This window comes from Streptococcus gwangjuensis (assembly GCF_028156745.1).
In the GTDB taxonomy this organism is placed as follows: Bacteria; Bacillota; Bacilli; order Lactobacillales; family Streptococcaceae; genus Streptococcus; species Streptococcus gwangjuense_A.
The window spans coordinates 59,816-82,502 of sequence record NZ_JAODJG010000036.1 but is presented as its reverse complement, the minus strand read 5'-3'; the positions used below and the strand labels follow the sequence as shown (position 1 = coordinate 82,502).

General features: G+C 40.2%; 20 protein-coding genes, 1 tRNA gene and 1 pseudogene. All 22 read right to left on the bottom strand.

All coding sequences use genetic code 11. The features are described from left to right. Positions 1-13 precede the first annotated feature (13 nt). The 22 genes and pseudogenes from N5909_RS07280 to vncR all read right to left on the bottom strand — a co-directional run bounded on the left by N5909_RS07280 (position 14) and on the right by vncR (position 22,622). A complete protein-coding gene (locus tag N5909_RS07280; protein ID WP_271630723.1) occupies positions 14-388 on the bottom strand; it encodes a hypothetical protein in 375 nt (124 codons plus the stop codon). 2 nt (positions 389-390) lie between these two features. Continuing rightward, on the bottom strand, positions 391-756 hold the full coding sequence (locus tag N5909_RS07275; protein WP_271630722.1) for a TIGR04197 family type VII secretion effector: 366 nt from the start codon (positions 754-756) through the stop codon (positions 391-393). 81 nt (positions 757-837) lie between these two features. Next, the gene (gene essC / locus N5909_RS07270; protein WP_261027357.1) at positions 838-5,259 is read right to left on the bottom strand and encodes a type VII secretion protein EssC; all 4,422 of its coding nucleotides are present in this window, start codon (positions 5,257-5,259) and stop codon (positions 838-840) included. 21 nt (positions 5,260-5,280) lie between these two features. Continuing rightward, entirely contained in the window at positions 5,281-6,558 is a 1,278-nt protein-coding gene (essB, locus tag N5909_RS07265) for a type VII secretion protein EssB (protein ID WP_020902057.1), read from the bottom strand. Then, the gene (locus N5909_RS07260) at positions 6,559-6,798 is read right to left on the bottom strand and encodes an EsaB/YukD family protein (RefSeq protein WP_020902058.1); all 240 of its coding nucleotides are present in this window, start codon (positions 6,796-6,798) and stop codon (positions 6,559-6,561) included. It abuts the gene before it with no gap. 65 nt (positions 6,799-6,863) lie between these two features. Continuing rightward, the gene (essA, locus tag N5909_RS07255) at positions 6,864-7,328 is read right to left on the bottom strand and encodes a type VII secretion protein EssA (protein WP_020902059.1); all 465 of its coding nucleotides are present in this window, start codon (positions 7,326-7,328) and stop codon (positions 6,864-6,866) included. A 3-nt stretch (positions 7,329-7,331) separates the two neighbouring features. Next, positions 7,332-10,379, bottom strand: coding sequence for a type VII secretion protein EsaA (esaA, locus tag N5909_RS07250; protein ID WP_033682164.1), 3,048 nt, complete (start codon positions 10,377-10,379; stop codon positions 7,332-7,334). Positions 10,380-10,448: 69 nt separating this feature from the next. Then, complete coding sequence (locus N5909_RS07245) at positions 10,449-10,736, bottom strand: WXG100 family type VII secretion target (protein ID WP_020902061.1); 288 nt, start codon at positions 10,734-10,736, stop codon at positions 10,449-10,451. Between the two features lie 129 nt (positions 10,737-10,865). Next, positions 10,866-11,174 carry a hypothetical protein gene (locus tag N5909_RS07240; RefSeq protein ID WP_020902062.1) on the bottom strand — a complete coding sequence of 103 codons (309 nt, stop codon included), beginning with the start codon at positions 11,172-11,174 and terminating at the stop codon, positions 10,866-10,868. Between the two features lie 13 nt (positions 11,175-11,187). Beyond that, positions 11,188-11,502: a hypothetical protein gene (locus N5909_RS07235; RefSeq protein WP_020902063.1), complete on the bottom strand. Its 315-nt coding sequence runs from the start codon at positions 11,500-11,502 to the stop codon at positions 11,188-11,190. Beyond that, the gene (locus N5909_RS07230) at positions 11,483-13,201 is read right to left on the bottom strand and encodes a cutinase family protein (RefSeq protein WP_212573960.1); all 1,719 of its coding nucleotides are present in this window, start codon (positions 13,199-13,201) and stop codon (positions 11,483-11,485) included. The genes N5909_RS07235 and N5909_RS07230 overlap by 20 nt, the downstream gene beginning before the upstream one ends. Then, positions 13,194-13,595, bottom strand: a complete 402-nt coding sequence (locus N5909_RS07225) for a hypothetical protein (RefSeq protein WP_033682137.1) — start codon at positions 13,593-13,595, stop codon at positions 13,194-13,196. Before N5909_RS07225 ends, N5909_RS07230 begins: the two co-directional genes overlap by 8 nt. Before the next feature lie 92 nt (positions 13,596-13,687). Next, positions 13,688-14,515: pseudogene (locus N5909_RS07220) on the bottom strand (cutinase family protein); the annotation flags it as partial. Next, positions 14,508-14,933, bottom strand: coding sequence for a hypothetical protein (locus N5909_RS07215; protein ID WP_033682135.1), 426 nt, complete (start codon positions 14,931-14,933; stop codon positions 14,508-14,510). The gene N5909_RS07215 and the pseudogene N5909_RS07220, both read right to left, overlap by 8 nt. 390 nt (positions 14,934-15,323) lie before the next feature. Then, positions 15,324-15,396: transfer RNA gene (locus N5909_RS07210), tRNA-Thr, on the bottom strand. 97 nt (positions 15,397-15,493) lie between these two features. Next, the gene (locus N5909_RS07205; protein WP_033682133.1) at positions 15,494-16,279 is read right to left on the bottom strand and encodes an ABC transporter permease; all 786 of its coding nucleotides are present in this window, start codon (positions 16,277-16,279) and stop codon (positions 15,494-15,496) included. A 1-nt stretch (position 16,280) separates the two neighbouring features. Continuing rightward, positions 16,281-17,099, bottom strand: coding sequence for an ABC transporter permease (locus tag N5909_RS07200; protein WP_153220086.1), 819 nt, complete (start codon positions 17,097-17,099; stop codon positions 16,281-16,283). A 1-nt stretch (position 17,100) separates the two neighbouring features. Further along, the gene (locus tag N5909_RS07195) at positions 17,101-18,093 is read right to left on the bottom strand and encodes an ABC transporter ATP-binding protein (protein ID WP_271631051.1); all 993 of its coding nucleotides are present in this window, start codon (positions 18,091-18,093) and stop codon (positions 17,101-17,103) included. A gap of 476 nt (positions 18,094-18,569) precedes the next feature. After that, complete coding sequence (locus N5909_RS07190) at positions 18,570-19,502, bottom strand: alpha/beta fold hydrolase (protein ID WP_271631052.1); 933 nt, start codon at positions 19,500-19,502, stop codon at positions 18,570-18,572. Between the two features lie 116 nt (positions 19,503-19,618). After that, positions 19,619-20,500, bottom strand: coding sequence for a class II fructose-bisphosphate aldolase (locus tag N5909_RS07185; protein ID WP_001018999.1), 882 nt, complete (start codon positions 20,498-20,500; stop codon positions 19,619-19,621). A 140-nt stretch (positions 20,501-20,640) separates the two neighbouring features. Next, on the bottom strand, positions 20,641-21,969 hold the full coding sequence (gene vncS / locus N5909_RS07180; RefSeq protein ID WP_271631050.1) for a sensor histidine kinase VncS: 1,329 nt from the start codon (positions 21,967-21,969) through the stop codon (positions 20,641-20,643). Then, positions 21,966-22,622: a response regulator transcription factor VncR gene (gene vncR, locus N5909_RS07175; protein ID WP_271631049.1), complete on the bottom strand. Its 657-nt coding sequence runs from the start codon at positions 22,620-22,622 to the stop codon at positions 21,966-21,968. Before vncR ends, vncS begins: the two co-directional genes overlap by 4 nt. Between the last annotated feature and the right edge of the window lie 65 nt (positions 22,623-22,687).

The window sequence follows — 22,687 nt, the reverse complement described above, 5'->3', positions numbered from 1 at the left end:
GCCTATATCTACTTTAATCCCCATTCTTCTCCTCCTTCTCCTCATTTTGTAATTCAAGACGGCGTTGTTGAAAAAGAAGTTCCTCTTTTTCGCCCTCTAGCTTGCTCATTGCTTTTTTTAATTCTTCTTTCCTCTCAGAGACAAAATCATCAAGTAGCTGTTCATTCCTTTTTAACATCTCTATATCTTCAAGACGATCCATCTCATCTTTAACTGATAACGGATAATAGCCTAATTCTCTATATGGAATGAAGTTCGTTTGACAAAGATCTAAGATCTCCGTCGCAACGGAAAGAAACTGATTTCTTTCTTCTTCTAGCTTTGATAATTTCGTTTGAATCTGTTGAACACTACATTGAATATCTTCTAATTTTCTAGTTTTTTCCATCCTCACTCCTTAAACAAATTATTTTGAGGAACAAATGACGGATTTGTGTATGGCGAAGATTGACCAGTTATCCCCTTATTTTGACCCGACGATAAATTATTCTGCCACATTGTACTTATATTCTCATCTACTACTTCGAATTCATTTGCGACACCATGAATTAATTTTACGAATTCACTTATTTTCGATTGAATATTTTGAGCAATAGATGCCTCATTGATGATCAATTTTCTTCCTACCGTATTAGCGGTATAATAGCTTGTCTTATCTCTAGTAACTGTACCGGCAGTTGTAATGCTATTGCTTGCTGATATAATTCCAGTTGCAATAGTACTTGCCGTGCCTTTTTCACTTTTTACTTGTCCCATGTTCAATAACCTTTTCAATTATCCTTTCTACTATCAAATCGTCAAGAGACAGGGTTGAATCTTAAGTATCAAATAATATTGTTACTTATTCTTACTAATTTTGAGTTTGATGATTTCTTTCCGAGAATGTAAATAAACCTGATCGGGATCTGGAGCCACATCTCTGCTATATATTCCTTTATCTAAGAAGGTTTGATCCATTAGGCGCATACCAAAGATGACCCATTGGACATTTGTTTTGAGGTATCTTGGAATTGGGTCAACGCTTGTTCCAATATAAGTATAATCTGTACCAATAATAAACCTCATCCCTACTCGATAACCATTCTCAAACATAAATTGAAGCTGTTGAACATTTAAATCGCTTTCGGATACAAGTGCTCTCATATTTGGTATAAAAACAATCCACTCAGATGAGATTCCTTTTTCAAGACGGCGCTCTATTTCGTAGATTAGCTGATTTCCTATGTCCGATACTTCCTTTTTACTTCCAACATAGGTTTTCACCTGATTACTATATGACTCATATTCTTGGAAAGCATCAATCAACATCATATGAACGTTAGGCATTTTAAGAATAGTTCTTAATAAATGATGAGTTATATTATCAAAAGCATCTTCTGCATTTGATACATAAGCCATGTGTTTAAATTTGCTAAGAGAGATATTGACACTTCCAACCATTTCTAGCTCCAAACCGATAGGAATCTGACCATTCTCAATAGCTTCTTGTACACTAGGCAATTTCAAAAATTCTTCCACCATCAACTCCTCTGGTACCATCGGGATGGCACTTGGGCGCTGTCCTGTCCAGGCTTCTTGGAGGGAAGCCACTTCCTGACGAAGGTTATTGAGGACTTGGTTTTCGTTGTCTCCAGAGACTGGGAGTGCCAGCTGGATGACATCCACGTCTTCACGCTTCATGAGAGCCCGTCCCTTGATGTCTTCCATGGTCATGGCAAGGGGTGTAGAGCCCACAATCGTCCGCACTTCACTAGCTTCATTTTGTGGTAGGCTCAACTGGTGCTTGAAGTTCGAGTAGAGTTGGGCACGAAGGTTGGACTGGCGACCCGCTGTCATCAAGAGATGTACCCCAATGCTGAGACCTTCACGAGAGATGCGCACCAAGAGCTTGAAGAGTTCTGCCTCATAGGCTTCTTCCTTGAAAGCTTCATAGCTATCTAAGAGGATGACAATAGCCGGTTCTTCCTGACCACTAGCCTGACGATAGAGTTCCAAGGTCCCAACTCCATAGTCCGCAAGCAGTTTCTTACGGCGGTTGAGTTCTTTCTCCATGATTCGTACAAACTTAGAGATCTTCTCCGTTTGATCCAGAGGCATGATATCCGCTACCTGTGGAAGCTTGGACAATGGAGCCAAACCATTGGTCCCAAAGTCCATCAAGTACATGGTAAGGTCCTTAGGACTGAACTTACGAGCCAAGTCCATACCTGCAGACTGAAGGAAGGTTGTCTTCCCAGTGCCCGGACTTCCATAGAGAAGGACATGTCCGTCCTTGGCGAGATTGATAGAGACGGCTTCCTGCTTCTGAGCCTGCGGGATATCTGCCATTCCAAGTAGAATTGAGAGTGATTTCTCTTGTGCCCAGGCTATTGCTGGTTGCACTTCTTCCAGCTCCTCTAGCGCAATGCGCTCCTTAAGTGGTGGCAACCATGGCTGTGGTACTGGAGGGATCTCTTGTTCTTCACATAGGAGATGGATATTGTGCACAATAGCATCTAGCTCTGTCGGAACTTCCTTGATTTCATCGGCATCCTCTAAGCCCGATAAGTCCTCGTTTAGGATTTCATATTGCCCCAATTCATTGATCAGGTAGATAGTATGGTCTTCAATTCCCATATCATCCTTTTCTGGCTGGTAATCTGCGCCTGACCAGGCTGACTGGAAGAGTTCATAAACTTCATTATTTCCGACCTGTAGATAGGCGCGTCCCGTCTGAGTGATCTCGGCCGCATCCGGTGTATGAAGCATTTCATTGGAGTCCGAACGATCTGCTACCTTAAGGGCAATCTTAAAGCGAGAGTTGGACCAGATCTGGTCATCCACCACACCTGATGGCTTTTGAGTAGCTAGGATCAAGTGAACCCCGAGGGAACGCCCGACACGCGCAATAGATACCAACTTCTTGATAAAGTCGGGCTGGTTAACCTTGAGCTCTGCGAACTCATCTGAGATGATGAAGAGATGAGGGAGAGGTTCTGTCGCTTCTCCGTTTTTAAATTTCTTCTGGTATTGGTTGATATGGTTGACTTCGAACTCTCCAAAGAGTCGTTCACGACGATGGATCTCCGCATTAATCGAAGCCAAAGCCCGCATGGATTGGACACCATCCAAGTTGGTAATGGTTCCCAAGAGGTGGGGGAGGTTTTTAAAGAGATTGGCCATCCCACCACCCTTGTAGTCAATCAGCAAGAATGCCACATCATGAGGGTGGAAGTTGACAGCGAGGGATAGGATGTAGGATTGGATCGTTTCTGACTTCCCTGATCCAGTCGTCCCTGCGATCAAACCATGAGGTCCATGAGCTTTTTCATGTAGATTGAGCTGAACCAGGTCATCCTGACCACGCAGACCAATCGGCACAGCCAAACTCTTGTAGGGTGCGTTCTTTTTCCAACGGCTCGATACCTGCAAGTCCTCAAAGGTCTCCGCACCATACATTTCCATAAAGGTCACGGAATCTGGTATCGAACTCTTAAGATTTTGGAGGTGATTGAGCGGTGCCAAGGTACGGGCGATCCGCTCCTTATCATAATCTGTTGGGAAATGATCCAAGCGGAAGTCCGTCTCTTTCAAGACCCCTTCTTCCATGACCAGTTGGCCCGTATTTCGGTCCTTGATATTGATCACTGTCTGGATATTCTCAGACAAGGAACTCATGACATCCTCTACAAAGATGAGAGAACAGCCTAATTCCGTTGGATCTTCGGTAAAGAATTCCATGATAATATGGTCCAAAATCAGCTTCTCATCGGTTACTAGAACCACGTAATGAGGATGGAAGAGGCTGCTCTCCTTGTGGGATGCTTCTTCCTTTTGACTACGACGTAGTTTCAAGATTTGGTTCAAACTATTGAGAACCTGGTCTCGTGTCCGTTGATTGTAGACAAAACCGCGAACATTGAGTTCTTGCAGTTTGGCATGAGGTAGCCAACGCATCCAAGACCATTGTTCTTTTTCCTCTTCTGGCAAGATCGTAATAAACTGCACATCATGATAAGAATGAAAAGTCGCTAACTGCATCACCAAAAGCTGCAGTTGTTCTAGGACGAGATTTCTAGGTCCAATATAACCAACCGGTCCATGGCTAAGGTTTGCCGGAATCGGCATATCTGGAATTTTTTTGTGACGACTATAGAGAGCGTAACCCTCTTCTTCCAGAGCATCCTTCTTACCACTGCGCTCCTGTTGACCATATTTCAAGTCATAGCTAGTCGGTATTTTCCCGAGTCCCAAACGATAGTATAAGAAGTCAAAATGTAAGGGAGTTTTTTCGTAAATCCGGTGATTGTAACTCTCAACCAAGTCCGTCAACTCTAAAATAGTTGGAAAATGATAGTGCATCCCTTCTTTTTGTTCCCGTTCCAGACGAGTCAATTCCTTTACCTTATCTTTCAGATAAAGACGATAAAGATCGATCCGTTCCTTCTTATCAGCCTTGTACTTTTTACGATTTTTGATAAAACCACGGATAGAAAAAATCATTGTGGTTATGGACATCCCTACTGTCGCAAGAATATAGATCCCTCGAGGTTGAACCAAGGTGATCAAGACGGTTACCCCGACCATCGTAAGAGGAGGAACGATTAGCTTTAACAGTTCATCACTTGGCTTAGCTGGTTCTTGACCTGGAGGGTTAATCAAGATTTTATCTTCACTTCCACGATAAATGATTCGTGGAGAGCGGTGATAATCTGGATAATCTTCATAAAAACCATATCGAGAGGGTTCTCTCAGCGTTAGTTGTCTCCCTACTTGAGCTGGTCCCAAAACCCAGACTTCGTCTGGAAAGAGCTTTATTGTCACCGCTCCTAAACTCAACTCATCTCCAAAACCAATCAATTGCTGATCCATTTGTTCCAGATGATTGTTTCGATAAAATGCGCCTTTTAATCGAGTTAGCATCCATTGATTCTGAGATTTTTGGAGTAAGAGTTCGACATCTTCATCTAGTGTGATCAACGCACCTTTATGAGAACCAATCTGAAACTCTGATAAATCCAAAAGATCATAGACCCTTGGACCCCCTTCTCGGATATAAAAGACAACCTCACCCAAACGTAGACCATCTTTCAATAATCCTGCTTCGTTCTCATACTGATAAAAGATCTTGTCACCGTCAAGCTTGAGCTGAATCGGACTCTCCTGTTGAGGAAGGTAGACTTGGGCCTTTTCAGTAGCCCCAACCAAGACCGTCTTAGCTGCACTCAGTTCTACTTCATAACGCAGACCTTGACTGTAGAAAATGATTTGTTTTTTCATAGTTTCTCTCCTTGGTCTACTTTAATTGCTAGATGAGCTGCTAGGGCTAGTTTTCTTCTCAGATGAAGGTTTGCTTTCAGAAGGCTTGTCTTGTGAACTAGGACTAGAACTAGTAGATGCATTAGAGCTAGAATCACTTGTTAATAGCTGACTTCGGCTATCCCAGTATTTCTTATATTCACTATCCAAAGTATTCAGTTTACTTTCACGATCTTTCCCTGACAACTTACCATCTTCCCGAACCTGCTTGATTTCCTGAGTCAAAGCATAGAGAATCAAGTCACTGTCGTTAATCCGTTTGGCAATATCAAGTGCCTCTTCAAAGCGATTTCGCCCAACTTGAATCCAATAAGTCAAATACAGCTCATCAGACTTGAGGGTTACATTATTCAGGATGACCTTCTTTTGTTCAGAAGAAAATTCCAATCCCTGAATATAAGAGAAGGCTAACTCATACTTCTGCGTATTAGGCAAGCTAGCAGGAGCAATTCCCTCTAATTCTGTAATAACCGCGCTATAATCTACTTTAATAAAAGCTGTATCCGCCTGCAACATCTTTTCTTTGAAAGGATTTTGCATGAAAATCAAATAGATAAGCGGAACGATCAACAAAACAACACTTGCTGTCAACCAAATCGTTGCCAATTTAAACACTCGGTGTCGTCTGCTTGGAACCAATACCAAATCCGCCTGTTCTTTCGCAGATTTCTCTACATAATACCGTTCCAAAATAGTAACTGCTGTTGCAATATCATCTGCCTGACACAGGTCATTTAAAAAGTCTGGCAAGGTCTCTAATTCCAAGGAACCATTGTAAAGGTCCATAAAGTCAAAATCACTAAATAGTGTTACGGTAAAACACTTAGCCTGACGTAGAAAATCTTCTGAGGATATTGATTGAGGAACCATCAGACCAGGAATTCCACGATAAGCAATCTTAGCCTGAGCATCTTTGGTAATAAAGAGATTTACTGGATGCAAAAGGAAGGTCACTGGCAACTCCAAGGCTCCTTCTAGACGAAAAACGTTTAGGGCCAAACGAATTCTCTCCGAAATGGTACGGCTCTTTATTTCTTCATAAGTCAAACCATGAGCTTCGACTTGATAGGAGAAGGTTACACTGTCCTCATCAGAGACCATCGATTGCTCCAAAAAGAACGGATGATGCAAATCCAACAGTAACAGTTCCCGTAAATCTTGACTCGCTACATCTGAACGCTTAAGACTCAATTTCCAAGTTGTTTCATTTTTTTCATATACAAACGGCTGTTCGCCAAATATAAATTTTTCCTCAGTCACCTAAATCTCCTCTATCTCTACTAAATCCCCTGTTGTCATTGGATAATCAGATAGTTGTTTTCCTTCATCAATCAATAATCCTTTGTTGACAATTCTAAGTTGATATTTTTTTCTCTGTTTACCTGGAGTAAAAATCGTATCCACTTCTCGGATTAACCGTCGCACTTCAATCCGACTAGGAATGCGAATATCCACATCTTTTTCTTTCAAGCGTAGAGTAATATTGATATGTTGCTCCACTGTTTATATACCTCCTGTATATGATTTTGTTCTTACTAAGTTGTTAAGACGGACTTGCTAAAACATTATTCTATCCCTTCGGCCATAAGGCGATAACTCATCACAGCTGTAGCTACGAAAAGTAATAAAAACAATGATATATAGGCTAACTCCGGAAGAAAATCACTCAAACCATCTTTTTCTAACTGACCAATATTTGTTTGAAATTTAGATGTTATTTTTGAATTTGGCTGAAACAACTGCTCTGCAGGATTTTTTTTAACTGGTCCCTGTATAGCAGAAAACAGTTGGCCCCTTTCTGTGATCAACTGTTCCTCTTGATGCTGCTGCATGTCTTGCAACTTCTTTTGGGTCGCTTCGTTAAAAAGCTCCTTTGTTTCTTCAGATTGTAGACCAAAGTTAAGTCCCTCTTTTTTCTCAAGTCGAGAATCATCAATCTGTAAACGATTATCCTTCAAATCATCTGCAGCAGCCATTGAGACTGCTGCACATGCTACTAAGGTAAGAAGTAAAAGAATTATTTTTTTCATTTCCTATTCTTTCTCAGTTTGAAATACTTGAGGCCAAAATCTTCTTTCTTTGATAAAAATATTCATAACAAGTAATCCAGCTACGACAATCATCATTGCAATAAATGCTAAAATATTTGCCGGTTGTCCATCAAAATATCCTGAAAGGAAAGCTTCTAATATTGATAAAGCATTAAGATTTTTGATGAAGGCTGGGAAACCTGTTAGACTGGCAGTCGTCCCAATTGCATTTGATAGATAGACAAAGCTAATCATCATAAAGAAGGCGAGACCCATTCCAATTACTCGGAAATGTTTAAGTAATAAATACTGCCCTTGAATCAGTACCAAAGCAGCTAAAACAATTAGCAATACCCATGACGGTTGATATTCACGACCAACGTGAAGTTGAGCACTCGATACAATACCAACGACTAGACCAACTATTATAGCTAAAATAGATAGTAGGCCAACTGTCATAATATCTGTATCATGCAACTTGTCAAGCTTAAATTTATCTTTGACCTTACGGACAATATTTTGCGTTGCAAATAAATAGCCTGTAAAGAGACTAACAATTTCAAGTAAGAGAATCCATGTAAATGGACGATAAACGTTGACAGTCGCTTTTACCGAGGTAGAATTTTGCGCAACAGGGTTTGATAAAAAGTTAAGCAATACTTCGTTTGGTACCCCATTGTCATAGGCGTTATTCAGAACTTTCACGAAGGACTCTACAAAGTTACCATTCTTAGACAATTCTTCGTTAAACTGCGTCATCAAGGAGTCAGCATCTTGAGATAACTTTTCAGTACTTGTTTGAGCATTTGACAATTCACGATTGAACTTACCTAAAGTCTCATTTACAGACTCTGCAGCTTTGACATTGCTTTGAGAGGACTCCTTCACACCCTTAGTTTCTGATAAGAGAGCCGCATAATCAGTATTTAGGGTAGCCAATTGATTATTAGTATCTTCAAAAGCATCATTGCCTTTCCCTTGCTTCTCAACCAAATCCTTTAGCTTTCCTTCCAACTGCTCGTACAACTCTAACTGTTTCTTGATTTTTTTATTCAATTCTTGGTTGGTAGTCAAAACATCCTGCACATTTTTTTCTAAAACAGGCTTCAGAGTAGTCAATTCTGACAAAGCTTTATCTACTTTCTCTTTAGCACCATCTTTATCTTTATCGCTAGCAGGTGCAGTTAAGCTGTCTTCATACTTCTTCAGATTTGAACTAATAGCTTCGAACCAAATATCTGACAATGCTTTAGACACATCACTATTTTTTAACCCTCTGACGGTATCGTATGCTTTTTTTAGTGATTCTACCTTTTGATAGGCAGAGGCTATTTTCTGAACCTTTTGTCCGTAAGTCACTGCTGCTTGCTGAACGGCTGAGACATCTATGGGAGCACTGACTGCTTGAACATCATTCAAGGAAATATCAACAGTCTCTGGCTCCGCTTTTGGAGTTGGGCTTGGACCCCCAGTTGAACCTGTAGTCGGAGTTGGAGTTGGAGCTGGAGCTGGAGCTGCCTCTGCAAGACTATAGGCTACTTTGAAAGTCCCACCAGTCTTCAAATCAATTTCTTGGCCAAACTCAACTGGTGTGCCATCATAAGTGACCGAATGAACCGTCACTCCTGTTCCAGCCTTCCATGATACCTTAGCCTTTGTTCCTGTTCGTCCAACAGCACTTGTACTAGTAATTGCCTTATTTTCCAGATTCTTCAAGTCCGCCAAAGAAATCTCGTCGCTAGGCTCTTTAATCGTTTTTAAATCTGTATAGTTTACAGAAGGAATTGTGATTGGTGTTATACCAAAACCACTAAATTCTTTTCCACTAAAGTCTTCTTTTGGTAATTCTGAGATTGCAGAAACCAGCTGCTCTTTAAGAGATCCTTCAGCCTTCTCTAGGTCCTTGTTTGCAGCTTTATCCAAAAATCGACCGAGAGTGATATTATTCTTCTCACTTGTCTCATAATAAGCAGCTAATTTTTCATCGACAAAGTTACGAATATCCTTTTTATGATTTTCAAACTTGGTTCTTTCATCTGTTAGATTGGTCTTTAAACTATCAATCTCTTTTTTGATGTTTTCTGCTACTGTTTTATAGTAAGCCCCAACTTCTGGTGACGTTCCATCAGTGGATTCTGCTGTTCCATCTATATTAGCAGTCAGACTACCTTGAGCTTTAATTAATTCCTTATAAGTTTCAATTTGTCCCTTAACGTCTTCCCGACTCTGAGATATGAGCCCAGTGATAACATCCGCATGATTTTTCTTCTCAGTATCCCTATTCTTAAGCAGAGTGCCAAGCTTGTCACCATAGGCAATCTGTGAAACGTCATAACGACCAAAAATCTGAGAATAACTATCCAAACCTGTCTTTAAGACACCGTTTGCGTCAACAGAGGAACTAGACATACTGTAAAGAGTCGGGAAAATATTTTTAGAGTTAATTGCTGTTCCATATAAGTTTGTACGGTAGTTTCCGATATTAGTTGCTTGTATCTGTGAACTAGCTTGCACATTTTTTTGCGCCGTATAAAGATTGCTCAAAATACTCGCCATATACATGTCGACCAACTGACCATTCAAATCAGCAACAATGTCTTTTGCTAGTTTATTTGCATCATTTTCCACCTGCAAATTTCCTTGGGCATTGACCTTATAATTAATGGTTGTCTTATCAACATTGATACTGTTAATATCAAGTATTTTTTCAGAAAAGTCACTAGGAATTGTTAAAACGAGTTGGTATTTCCCACTTTCTAATCCGGTATCTGCTGCTCCACGAGGAACAACGGACCAGTTTTGTGAATTATCACGCTCGATGTTTTTTACATAACTAGCCCCCAAATTATACTCTTTTGTATCCACATAGACAGGCTTATCTTCATTTACAATAGCCACATTTAATTTGGTCTGCTGATTTACTTTCGCGTTATTCTCATTGTTAATTGTCGTATTCTTTTGAACAGAAAGATTCAAAAGAACCATCATCAAGAGCAACAATAGGGCTAGCAAACTACTCCCTACATATTTATATATTCTATTCTTCTTCATTTGCCTTTTAATCATCTCCATTAAAAAAAATAGGAAGGCTCTCGCCCTCCTAAAGCCACTTATAACAAATTAATGAATTTGTGATGCAAGTTCTTGGTCGTTTTGCTCAACGATTTCAGCAACTTTATACAATTGCGCATTGATTGCATCAAGTAAAGCTGCAAACTCTTCAATTTTTGGAGATAATTCTGTAAACTGTTGATCAAAGCTCTGAAAAGCAGCACCTTTCCAGTTCTCTCTAATAATCTCTTGTTCGTTACTCAATGTGCGAAGTACTTCTCTTACTTCTTCAGCACCATTAGTATATTTTTGAGCAGAAGTACGTAGTTCCTCTGTTGTTAATTGAATTAAAGCCATATTAAACTCCTTTAAGTTATTTTATAAGTTTATTATATCAATAAGTGTCACAAATTACAAGTGCTTACACCATTTTTTACTAATAAATTATCAAAAAAATTCTCTTGTATTAGATGAAGGGTCTATTCGTTAAAAATCCTTTTCCTCTAACTTTCGATAAAAGTTTTTATTCTCTTGGTGTCGAGCTTCCAGTACATTCTCTATACGATTCTTATAAAGTTGATGATAGCTATCTAAATTGTTCTCTATCTCAAAGATATATGGTTGAATTTCAGCAAAACTACTATCTCTACATGCATAGGAAAGCGCCTCTAGGAGATGATCCGTCTCCCTACTAAACTTGTGGAAATCATCATCCAAATCCATCTCCAAACGTTCTAAGTCTCGTAATTTACGATTATGCTCATCCTCTAGTTTCTGAAGTCCCTTTTTATCCATAACCAGTTTTCTCCTAGCTTTTGATCGGACTCTGTAAAGTAGGTGTTTGCAAGGTCTGTGTCAAGTAAGTTTCTGCAGCATCTGCAGCCTTTCCCTCAAATCCACCCTTAATATTGTTCACATAGGTCTTAGAAGCGTACTCTTGCATATCTGCGGCCGCTTCCTGCAACTTTTTAGCTAACTCAGCTCCTTTAGCAAGGATTGACAACTCTTTTGCAGTTACCAAGGCCCTGACTGCTTGGCGTTCTTGTTCCCTCATTCTTTCTTTGAAGGCTCTGTCGAGTTGCTCTCTTGTAATTAAAGTATCCTCATCCGTTAGGACTACCATTTTTTCCCCTCCATGTTTGCTTTACATCCGCCAATAGATTATTAAAATCTTCAGCACTATCTCTATCTATGGTCTCAAAGGAGCCACTAGCTTTGACCAAGCTCTCCCCCAGTTGCTGGATTTGTGTCAGGAAGGATGTTGCTGCTGTCTTCGTGTCACTAGCAACGCCTTCATCCCAAAAGCTTGTTGTATCAAAACCAGAAAGTAGATTCGTAACTTCTGAACTTGACAAGTATCCAACCATGTCAAACGCTGTCTGTCTTGTTTCTTTTATCAAGCTTTGAATCTCTTCCTTAGCATCTGAAAGTAAAGTTTTCACAGAATTAACTTTATCTTCCATATCAAAATTTGCCAATTGGGCTGCTGTCTGAAGTAGCTGAGCTCGAACCAAGATTCTTTGATTTCCTGAAAGATTGCCACTTCTCAGTTGTTCCTGGTAACGAGGAATAGCTTCTCGATCCCATTTTATAGATTCCTGACGAGCTTCTTCGACGATCTTACTATATTCAGTTGTAAAATTCTCGTAAACGCCATAACCAATAGCTGCCTTTATTTTAAACTCACCTCTCATAATGGAATTTAAAACATTGGTTGCTACATTTTCATCAACTCCTAATGCCCTGAGAGAATCCAAAGATGTCGCAATCAATCGAGCTAGCTTTTCACCTGCCCTGAGCAATTCTGGGTGAAAGTCCTCAGAAGCGGTCAACAAGTTCCCCTTTCCATCCGATTGGAAAACACCAAAGTCATGGGAGCTTTCCGGATCAGAAATCTGGGTATAGTACAAGGGGACAAGGACATTTACTGTACCTACGGGTTTCTTGAGGGGTTCATCGGAATCCCCAGGTAATTTAGTGATTGTGTGCTCTCGATTAAGCGTACCCACGATATCAAAAGGATTGACATAATACTCTATCTTTTCGCTAATCTTTTGGATTTTCTCATCGCTGAGACCCATTTTCTTTAAACTCTTTGTCGTGTCTGGACCGTCAAAGAGGACTACTTTGCCGATTTTCTTCAGTTCTTCATCAGTGAGGCCAGCTATCCCTTGCGCAGAGACAATGGTTCCTAGGGAGTGACCTGTGATGTCCATCGTAGCTTGCGGAGCTTTTTCACGCATCTCTGCGATTTTAGCTTTCATACCTGCCGTCGCTAACTTGGCTTGCGGGGTATGGATGTGGTTGAGGGCAAACTTCGCATCGTTGTCTATCCAATCGTTCCAATTTTCATAACTAATGGCATCACTTCCGCGGATAGCCATATAAGTTTTCGTAGTATCTTTACTCAAGGTTGGCGTATCCGTTAAGTAGTAGGCATTGAAACCAGCTTTCTCATCCGTTAAAAGTCCTTTTTGATAGAGTTTGGTTCTGTGGGGTTCCTGCCTCATACCGTTCGTATCAGGAACAGGAACTGTTGTGATTTTATAAACATCGTGTAAATCAGGATCCGGCTGCAAGTATACTTTACCGCCATGAGGAAGTTTTTTACCTCCAGGGGTGATTTCCAACTTCTTCGTAATCTTATTATAAAACTCCGCATCCTTAGAAAAATCAAATTCAAGAGATTGACCCGAGTCTAACACATCCCTATCGTATTTCTTTTGAGACTCATAAGGAAATTTAACCGGTCTCCCCAGATAAGCTGACTGTGCTAAATTCGCATAAAAATTATCAAAGGTTTTTAAATTACTATTAGTCAAAAATCCTTCCCCCCACTCGTAAATAATTGGCTAAAGCCATTGAATTAGGAATAATTTTATCATTCTCAATATCAAAAGTAACATTCCAAGAGGAGGACTCAATATGATTAAAACTTCCATATACATTTACAATTTCCCCTCCCCCTTGAGGGGTTCCATTCCCAACCTTTTCCCACCTAGTTTCATCCCAATCAACCTGAACAGATTCAATCTTTGAATTTTTAGATTTTACAAACTCCTTAATCTCCTCTTCATGCTCCTTCAAATAAGCCAACTGCTTGGCTCGTGGACTAAGAAATACTCCTCCGAATAAATTTGTTTTCTGTGCCATCCATGCGCCTCCTCCAAATACTACAAGGGCTAAAACCAGCCAAAGCAAGATACGTTTTTTCATGATTATCCTCCTTAAACGTGGATTCTAAACCTATTATATCATGAATGTAAAAAAAAATACTTATATTAAGTATAGTTGTTTATTCTAGATTACCCAGGTAATTTGGCAATGGTGTGTTCTCGATTAAGCATCCCCACGATATCAAAAGGATTGACATAATACTCTATCTTTTCGCTAATCTTTTGGATTTTCTCATCGCTGAGGCCCATTTCCTTTAAGCTCTTTGTCGTGTCTGGACCGTCAAAGAGGACCACTTTGCCGATTTTCTCCAGTTCCTCATCACTGAGGCCAGCTACTCCTTGGGCAGAGACTATGGTCCCTAGAGAGTGACCTGTGATGTCCATCGTAGCTTGCGGAGCTTTTTCACGCATCTCTGCGATTTTAGCTTTCATTCCTGCCGTCGCTAACTTGGCTTGCGGGGTATGGATGTGGTTGAGGGCAAACTTGGCATCGTTGTCTATCCAATCGTTCCAATTTTCATAACTGATGGCATCACTTCCGCGGATAGCCATATAGGTTTTCTTGGTATCATTAGTCAAGGTTGGCGTATCCGTTAAGTAGTAGGCACTGAAACCAGCTTCATCATCAGTTAACAGTCCTTTTTGATAACGTTTGTGGTGAATATCCTGCCTCATCCCATTCGCATCAGGAACTGGTATCGATGCGACTTTATAAGTATCTCGCAACTCAGGATCTGGTTGCAAGTAGACTCTACCATTATGGGGAAGATGTTTACCTCCAGGGGTGATTTCTTTTACATTACCATCCTCATCCAACATATATCCATCATTTGAGAAATCAAATGTTTGTACGTTCGTTGAACTATTTTGAGGAGGAAAATTACTTGGGCGAAAAGTGTAGGCAGACTGTGCTAAATCTGCATAAAAATTATCAAAGGTTTTTAAATTACTGTTAGTCATAAATCTCCCATACATTGCCTTTCAAAACTCTTATCGGTTGCATTTCAGAAATTCTATCAATAAGAGGTGAACTTTTTTCATCATGATCCAAAGGAAATCCAAGAGTAAAACTGCTAAACTTGATATTATTTATCCGACCTTCAATGGTTAGAATATCCCCGCCACCTTGAGGAGTTCCATTTCCTATCTGACCAATTTTCATACTATCCCAATTAAACTGAACGCTTTCAACCTTAGGATTTCTAGACTTTATAAAGTTAGCCATCTCCTCTTCATGTTTCTTCAAATATGCCAACCACTTTCCCTTTGGACTAGGATCTACAATTTCACCAGATACATTTATCTCTTGTGCCATCCATACGCCTCCTCCAAAAATTACAAGGGCTAAAACAATCCAAAGTAAAGTACGTTTTTTCATGAATGTTCTCCTATAACATGTGAATATAGCCATATTATATCATGAATGTAAAAAATTTTTTATCATGAACCGCTCCTCAAAGCTTAACCAAAAATCTAACGCTCTCAATATCTGTACTTTATCAGTATTTTGTTTGAAAAAATTTTTCTATAAAATTCCTTTTACACTATCTTTCCAATAATTCCTATAATAAGAATCAAAGAAATATCTACAAGATTTGATTCTAAGGTGCTATCCCATCTTTTTCATTCATTTAGACTAACTGCAATTGAATTACATCTTATTGCTTCTTTTTTTCATCTAGTTTAACACTCTAGGGCTAGCTTCAATGCATGTTCCTAACATATAAAAAAGCCCTGTCCCAAGACAAGGCTTTGAGCTTCTTCACTTTGCCGATTACAGGGATTGAACCTGTGACCTAGGCTTTACGAGTGCCTTGCTCTACCAACTGAGCTAAATCGGCGATTACACTTACAGTATACTATGAGGATAGATGTCAAGAAATTTCCATCTATATTAGAAAAAGCCTGTCCTGAGACAAGGCTTTGAGTTTCTTCATCTTAAGAGCCTGCACTTTCGTAAGAATCCAAGCCCCTGTCCCAGAGTTTAAGAGAAATAGCAAAAAAGACAAGGGAAATCAACATCAAACCTCCGATGTTAAAGATTACATCCTTATCCTGCAAGAAATAGCTAGCAGGATAGTAGGCCGTAAAGGCAAATGGCACGATAAAGCTAATCAACCATCGTAGAAGAGAATTGTAAATAGAAATCGGGTACTTGGCAAAGTCATTAAACATATAAAAAATGTAAATCATGGCGCCTGACTGCTTGGTCCAAAAAGCGATGCTGGCTGTCGCAATTTTCAAGGAAGTATAAATCAAGGTCGCAAAAGGAATGCAGACTAGAAAAATCAGGAATTTGGGAAGAGTCCAAGCAATACTAGATACTGTTGTCGCTAGCAGAAGGCCTCCGACCAAAAGTTCACCCAAGGCATCAATCTGAAAGGTCTCAACTAGGATGTGAAAGAGAGGATTGATAGGACGAGTCAGATACTTGTCAAACTCTCCCTTTCTCACCAAGCGTTGTCCCAATGCCCAGAGATTATCAAAAAAGAGATGGTCCAAGCCCTTGGGAATCAAGGAAAATCCATAGATAAAAGCAATTTCTTGAAAAGTCCAACCTTCTAGGGATGGGATGTGTTGAAAGATGACATTGAGAAACAAGAGGTTCAAGCCTTGGGTCAGAAAAACTCCCAAGACACCAACCACAAAATCCACCTTGTATTCCATGATTTGTTTGATGTATTGTCTGATAAAAATCAGATGCATGCGTTGATATTTTTTCATACTAACCTCCTTGAATGGTGATAAATGACTGGACTCGTTTCCAAATCAACTGAGACAAGCCCACCATCACTAAGAGCCAGAAAAACTGGAGCAAAAGCGCCTGGACAATCTGACTGGCATCGTATTTCCCAACGATAATCATGACTGGAGTGTAAATCAAGGATGAAAAAGGCAAGAAGGACAGAATATCTGAAACCACTTCGGGAAAGAAAGCCAAGGGAATTAAACTCCCAGACATAAAGGCCACTATGGAAGTCTTAAGCAGATTGGAACCCCATAGATTTTTAAATACAAAGGCTGAAAATCCAAAACAGATATTAAAGAAAAAGTTAATCAGATAGGCCAACGTTAAGCTAAAAAGATAAAGGACAGTTAATCCCAGCACTTCTACAATCCCTTGCCCAGATAAGATTTTCATCAAAACAATGACACTTAAAAATGGAAGGCCAACGCTGATAAAAATCAACCACTTGGAACCAAGCTCGGTAAAGAGATAAGAGGCTGCAAAATGCACTGGTCTCAACAATCGCATGATAATGGAACCATCCTTGACCTCCTCCCCAATCATAAAGGACGAATCTGATCTAGTCAGAAGATTTGTCACAAAACTCATGATGATGTAGAGGGTGATATCTGCCATACTAAAGCCCTGAATCAAAGACTCTTGCGAAGAATCAAAGACAGCCTTCCAGAGATAAAAGGCCACAAAAGCACCCATAACATCTCCGATCCGATAGAGAATAAAGTTGACTCGATAGGTAATCAATTCCTGAACACCTGCATTTATAAAGGGTTTATAACGTCTCCACAATTTGAGCATCTTAGAGCTCCTTTCGGTAGAAGCGACGGATAATGTCCTCGATATCCGTATCCACCATCTTCAAATCTCGGATTTCAAAATCAGACAGGGTTTGCTTAATAATATCAGCTGATTGGTAGCGAGAACTATCGAATTCAATGTTGAGGCTATTCTCCTGTCTATCAATAATCATATCAGGCAGTTCTTCATAGTGAGAGACGAGATGACTTTGACCTGGTAGCAGTTCAAAAGAAAGAGTCTTCATCTTTCCAAAGGTATCCTTGAGTTGGCTAACCGTTCCATCAAAAATCTCCTGCCCCTTGTCTATCATGAAAATCCGATCACAGAGTTGCTCAATATCACTTAAGTCATGGGTGGTCAAGAGAATGGTCGTCTCTTCCTCCTGATTGATCTGAGTAATTGCCCGACGAATGTTATCTTTGACCGAAACATCCAGACCAATGGTCGGCTCATCTAAAAAAAGTACCTTGGGATTGTGGAGCAAGGAAGCTGCGATGTCTGCACGCATCCGTTGACCCAGTGAAAGAGTCCGCACGGGATCCTTGATAAAGTCTTTCAAATCCAAGACTTCATTCAAAAAGTCCATGCGCTTATGGAAGAGCGAATCAGGCACATCGTAAATCTCTTTCAAGACCGTGTAGGTCTCTTGCAGTGCCAAATCCCACCATAGCTGGGTGCGTTGTCCAAAAACTACGCCAATATCTTTGACATAATCTTGACGATTGTCCTGAGGAATCTTGCCGTTAATCCGACAAAAACCAGATGTCGGTTTTAAAATCCCTGTCAGCATTTTGATTGTTGTTGACTTCCCAGCACCATTGGCCCCGATAAAACCTAAAATTTGCCCCTTGGGCACCTCAAAGGTTAAATCCTTGACCGCTTCAAAGGTCTGCTTTTCAGGATGAATAAAAGAACGTAATGCCCCTTTCAAGCCCGGTTCCTTAACAGTCTTCACAAAATTTTTCTGAAGATGTTCCACTTCTATCATTGCCATATCTATCTCCCTATGTAAGGAATAGCAACATTGTGTTTTTGACTACAAATATTCTAAATCCTTACTTTCTACACCTTCTACATTTTATTACTACAAAAGGCTTTATACCAACCTATTATAGTCCAATAAAAAATAGAATGCAAGCGTTTGCCTAAAGTTTATGAAATTAAAATTTCTTCTCTTAAAGTGGTATTTTTATACTCAATGAAAACCAAAGAGCAAATTATAAAGCCAGATGCAGATAGCTCAAAGCATAGCTTTAAGATTGCAGATAAAACTGACATGGTTTGAAGAGATTTTCGAAGAGTATTAGTCCAAAATTCTGGCTTAATAGTCTCCTGAAAACACCAAAAAACCTGCCCAATGAGCAGGCTGGTGGATAAGAAAAAGAATTTTTTTAATCGAAAACTCACGATTCTACTGTTAATCCTTCAGTATTTAATTATTGTCATCAGTCTAAAATGATTTCTAACCCCTCAATTACTCTTTAAAAAATCTTCAATACGAGAAACAACCTCATGATTTTGATAATGATAAAGGTCGTGTGGTACATCCATATATATGACTTTCACATTAGACTGTTCACTAGCAAATTTCTCTGAAAAATGCTGCCATTCTGATTGACCAAAATTAGTGCCTTGACCGTTAGACACCAGTAATAAGGTGGGAATTTTCGGATTAATGTTTGAGGGAACATTCTTGGCATTTTCCTTTACCATTTGGGATTCATGAAGCATGGCTTGTGACATCAACTGCTTATAAGCTAGAAGTTTATATTGTTTCCGTTCACTTTCGATCAGAGTTGGATTTTTTATATAAAAGGACTCAGGGAAGTAGCGTAATAGGCCAATCTTGCTGCTCCAAAATGCCACAGTGATTAAGGCCTGATTTTGCTTTAAATTCTTATAACTTGACGGCAGTGCCCAATCCAGACCAATCAAGGCTTTCACTTCATCAGGATACTTCTCCTGCCAAGCCAAACTCTCTAGACTAGCCATGGAATGAGATAGAATGATAAACGGCCCTGTGATATTTGCTTGCGAAAGAGCTTGGCGAGTCTCAGACAAAACCTCCATCACATCTCTTGAATGATTGCTATCATCACTATAACCATATCCCGCCCGCTCCACGATAACTACCTTATACCGTTTCGATAAGGATTCCGATACTTCTTTAAAGTCCAAGATAGGAGAAGCAATACCAGCACCTGAGAGAACTACTATAGTCTCAGGACTACTCCCTTCAACGTAAACATTCATTTGATGTCCATCGATGAGAACTTGTTGTCCCATAGGTGTCAGTGAGGCTTGTTCCTTTTCCAAACTGATACGATGAAAAATGAATGTAGCCACTAGAAACAAAAGAATGAAACTAAGAAAGCCAAGAAACCATTTTTTCAGTATTTTCATAGCATTATTGTACAAAAAATAGAATCTTTTAGCAACTTAATATTGGTTCTTCTACAATATATTCACACCAAAAAACCCACCCAATGGGCAGGTTCTATCTGTATTATTCAGCTAGATTAAGCTTTACCTTCTGAACCGAATACGTCGATACGTTCTTCAACTGATGCTTGGATAGCTTTTACACCATCAGCCAAGAATTTACGTGGGTCGAAGAGTTTTTTCTTGTCGTATTCTGCTTCGTTTGCTTCGTAGTCACGAGCAAATTTACGAGTTGCGTTAGCGAATGCGATTTGGCATTCAGTGTTAACGTTAACTTTCGCAACACCAAGTTTGATAGCTGCTTGGATTTGCTCATCAGGAATACCTGATCCACCGTGCAATACGATTGGGAATCCTGGAAGAGCTTCTGTCAATTTTTGCAAGTGGTCAAGGTCAAGACCTTCCCAGTTTGCTGGGTAAGGACCGTGGATGTTACCAATACCAGCTGCCAAGAAGTCGATACCAGTTGCAACCATTGCTTTAGCATCTTCGATTGGAGCCAATTCACCTTTACCGATGATTCCGTCTTCTTCACCACCGATAGTACCAACTTCAGCTTCTACTGAGATACCTTTAGCGTGTGCTTTTTCAACAACTTCTTTAGCCAATTTAAGGTTTTCTTCAACTGGAAGGTGTGAACCATCAAACATGATTGAAGTGTAACCAACTTCGATACACTCAAGTGCATCTTCGTAGTGACCGTGGTCAAGGTGGATAGCTACTGGTACAGTGATACCCATTGATTCAACAAGGTTAGCGATCAAGTTGCGAGCAACTTTGTAACCACCCATGTATTTAGCAGCACCCATTGAAGTTTGGATCAAAACTGGAGCTTTTTTAGCTTCTGCTGCGCGCAAGATAGCTTGAGTCCACTCAAGGTTGTTTGTGTTAAATCCACCAACTGCATAACCGTTGTCACGAGCTGCTTGGACAAATTTTTCTGCTGAAACGATTGCCATTTTATCAGGCCTCCTGTATATTTTTATGGGTCATCCCATTTACATTGTTCATTTTATCACTTTTTGATAAAAAAATCTAGTTTTTCCCGCAGTTTCGATTGAATTTCTTCTAGCTTCATCTATGTAAACCCTTTCTATTCCTAGTCTTGGGCGACTTTTGGAAAAGCTATGAAGAAAGTCAAACGATTCTCCTGCATCTCAAAACGATAAGGTAATTTTTCATGTTCTAATAGACTTTTAACCACAAAGAGTCCCATCCCAGACCCCTTGGCCTTGCGACTAGCATTGTCAGAAAAAGACTGGGCTAGTTTTTCTTGTTCTTCTGAGCTACAGCTATTTTCTATAAAAAGTTCCCCTTCTCTTTCTCCAATGCGAACTAAGCCACCTGGAATCGAGTGCTTAATAGCATTGCTGATGAGGTTAGAAAGAATCAACTTCATGACAGATGGGTTTAGATAAGCCTGCTGATGAGTCAAACTATTGTCTATCTGGAGCTCTCTATCCTTGGCTAGTAAGGCATAATCCTTAACCAGACTTTGCGTCATCTGGTATAAGTCAATTTGTTCCCTATCATCTCGCAATTCCTGCACAGACGAGAGAGAAAGTATCTGGAGAACGTGGTGATTAAGCTCATCTACAATCCCCAAGGTAACTCCCAGATAGCGGTCTCTGTCCTTATAACGCCCGACATTTTCTTTCATGTTTTCGATCAGGATTTTCAAACTAGCCAGAGGTGTTTTCAATTCATGAGAAGCCCCTCGTAGGAATTCGACCTTCATCTTTTCCAGCTGGAGAATAGCTTCATTCTTGTCATGCAAGTCCGCAATAACAGTCAAAAGATGCTGATAGAGGCTATTGATTTGTTCCTTGAGATCCCCAATCTCATCCTTAGAATCCACGCGCAATCGCACTTGGGCATCCAGTTCCATCATCCGTCGGGTCACCCGCTTGATTTCCAAAATCGGGGCAACAATGGTCCGAGCATAGATGTAGGCTACCAAGAGGGAAATCAGAAAGGAGGCCAACAAGGTATAAGGGAGAAACTGGAGACTAATCTGCTCTGCTTCCTTTTGCAAATCCATCGAAGCCAGAAATTGAAGAGTCATAGTACTACCATCTTGCGTTTTCACCTCCCGTTCCTCGATAAAGAGGGAGGTGGTCTGGCGATCTGTATCCAGAGGAAGGCTGTCCTTGACTTCTAACTTGTCCTCGGTCATCTCCCCCTTGACAGCCCCCTTGATCTCACTGGTCTGGGAATACAAGTCTAAGACTTGTTCGATATTCTGCCTATCTTTCCCTTCTAGGGACTGGGCAATAGCTGTCGCTTTCTGGCCAATAGTTTCCTGACGGTGGCTCAGATAAGTCGAGGGAAAGAGAAAATAAATGGCTAAATGAAGGCAAATAACCAGAACACTAAAAATCGAGAAGGTATAGATAAATATCTTTGTAAATAAACCAGTTCGTTTCATTTTCGCTCCAATTTATAACCAACATTGCGCACAGTGAGGATGCAGTCCAAGTCTAGCTTTTTCCGCAATTCCTTGATATAGACATCAATGACACGGTCAAAGGGAACCTCATCTGTCGCCTTCCAGACCGCATCGATAATCTGAGACCGAGTCAAGGCACGTCCTTCATTTTTCACCAGATAGTACAAAATTTCCAACTCTTTAGCATTAACAGCCACTTCCTCTCCTGCTAGGCTTGCACTGTAGCTCTCAAAGTCCACCTTAGTATCCTTATAGGAAAAGGTTCGTCCCGTATCGTAGTAGCGCTTGAAAATTGCATCCACCCTCACTTTTAAGAGAGACAGGGAGAAGGGCTTTTCCAGATAGCCGTCTGCCAGAGAGGCAAAGGCGCTCATCTTGTATTCCTCATCCTGAAAGGCGGTCAGCATCAAGACAGGAACCTGACTGGTTTTACGAATCTCAGCTAGGACTTCTAGGCCATTGAGCTTGGGCATCTGGATATCCAGTAGTACTAGGGCTACTTCATAGCTGGAAAATTTTTCCAGAGCTTCTTGTCCATCTGCTGCTTCAATGGTTTCATAGCCACAATCCGTCAAATAATCACTGATACCCTCACGGATCATCTCTTCATCTTCTACAATTAAAATTTTCATAGAAAAACGTTTCACATTCCTTTAAATTTCTTGTAAATCATCTTGCTTTCATCCTGATTAACAGA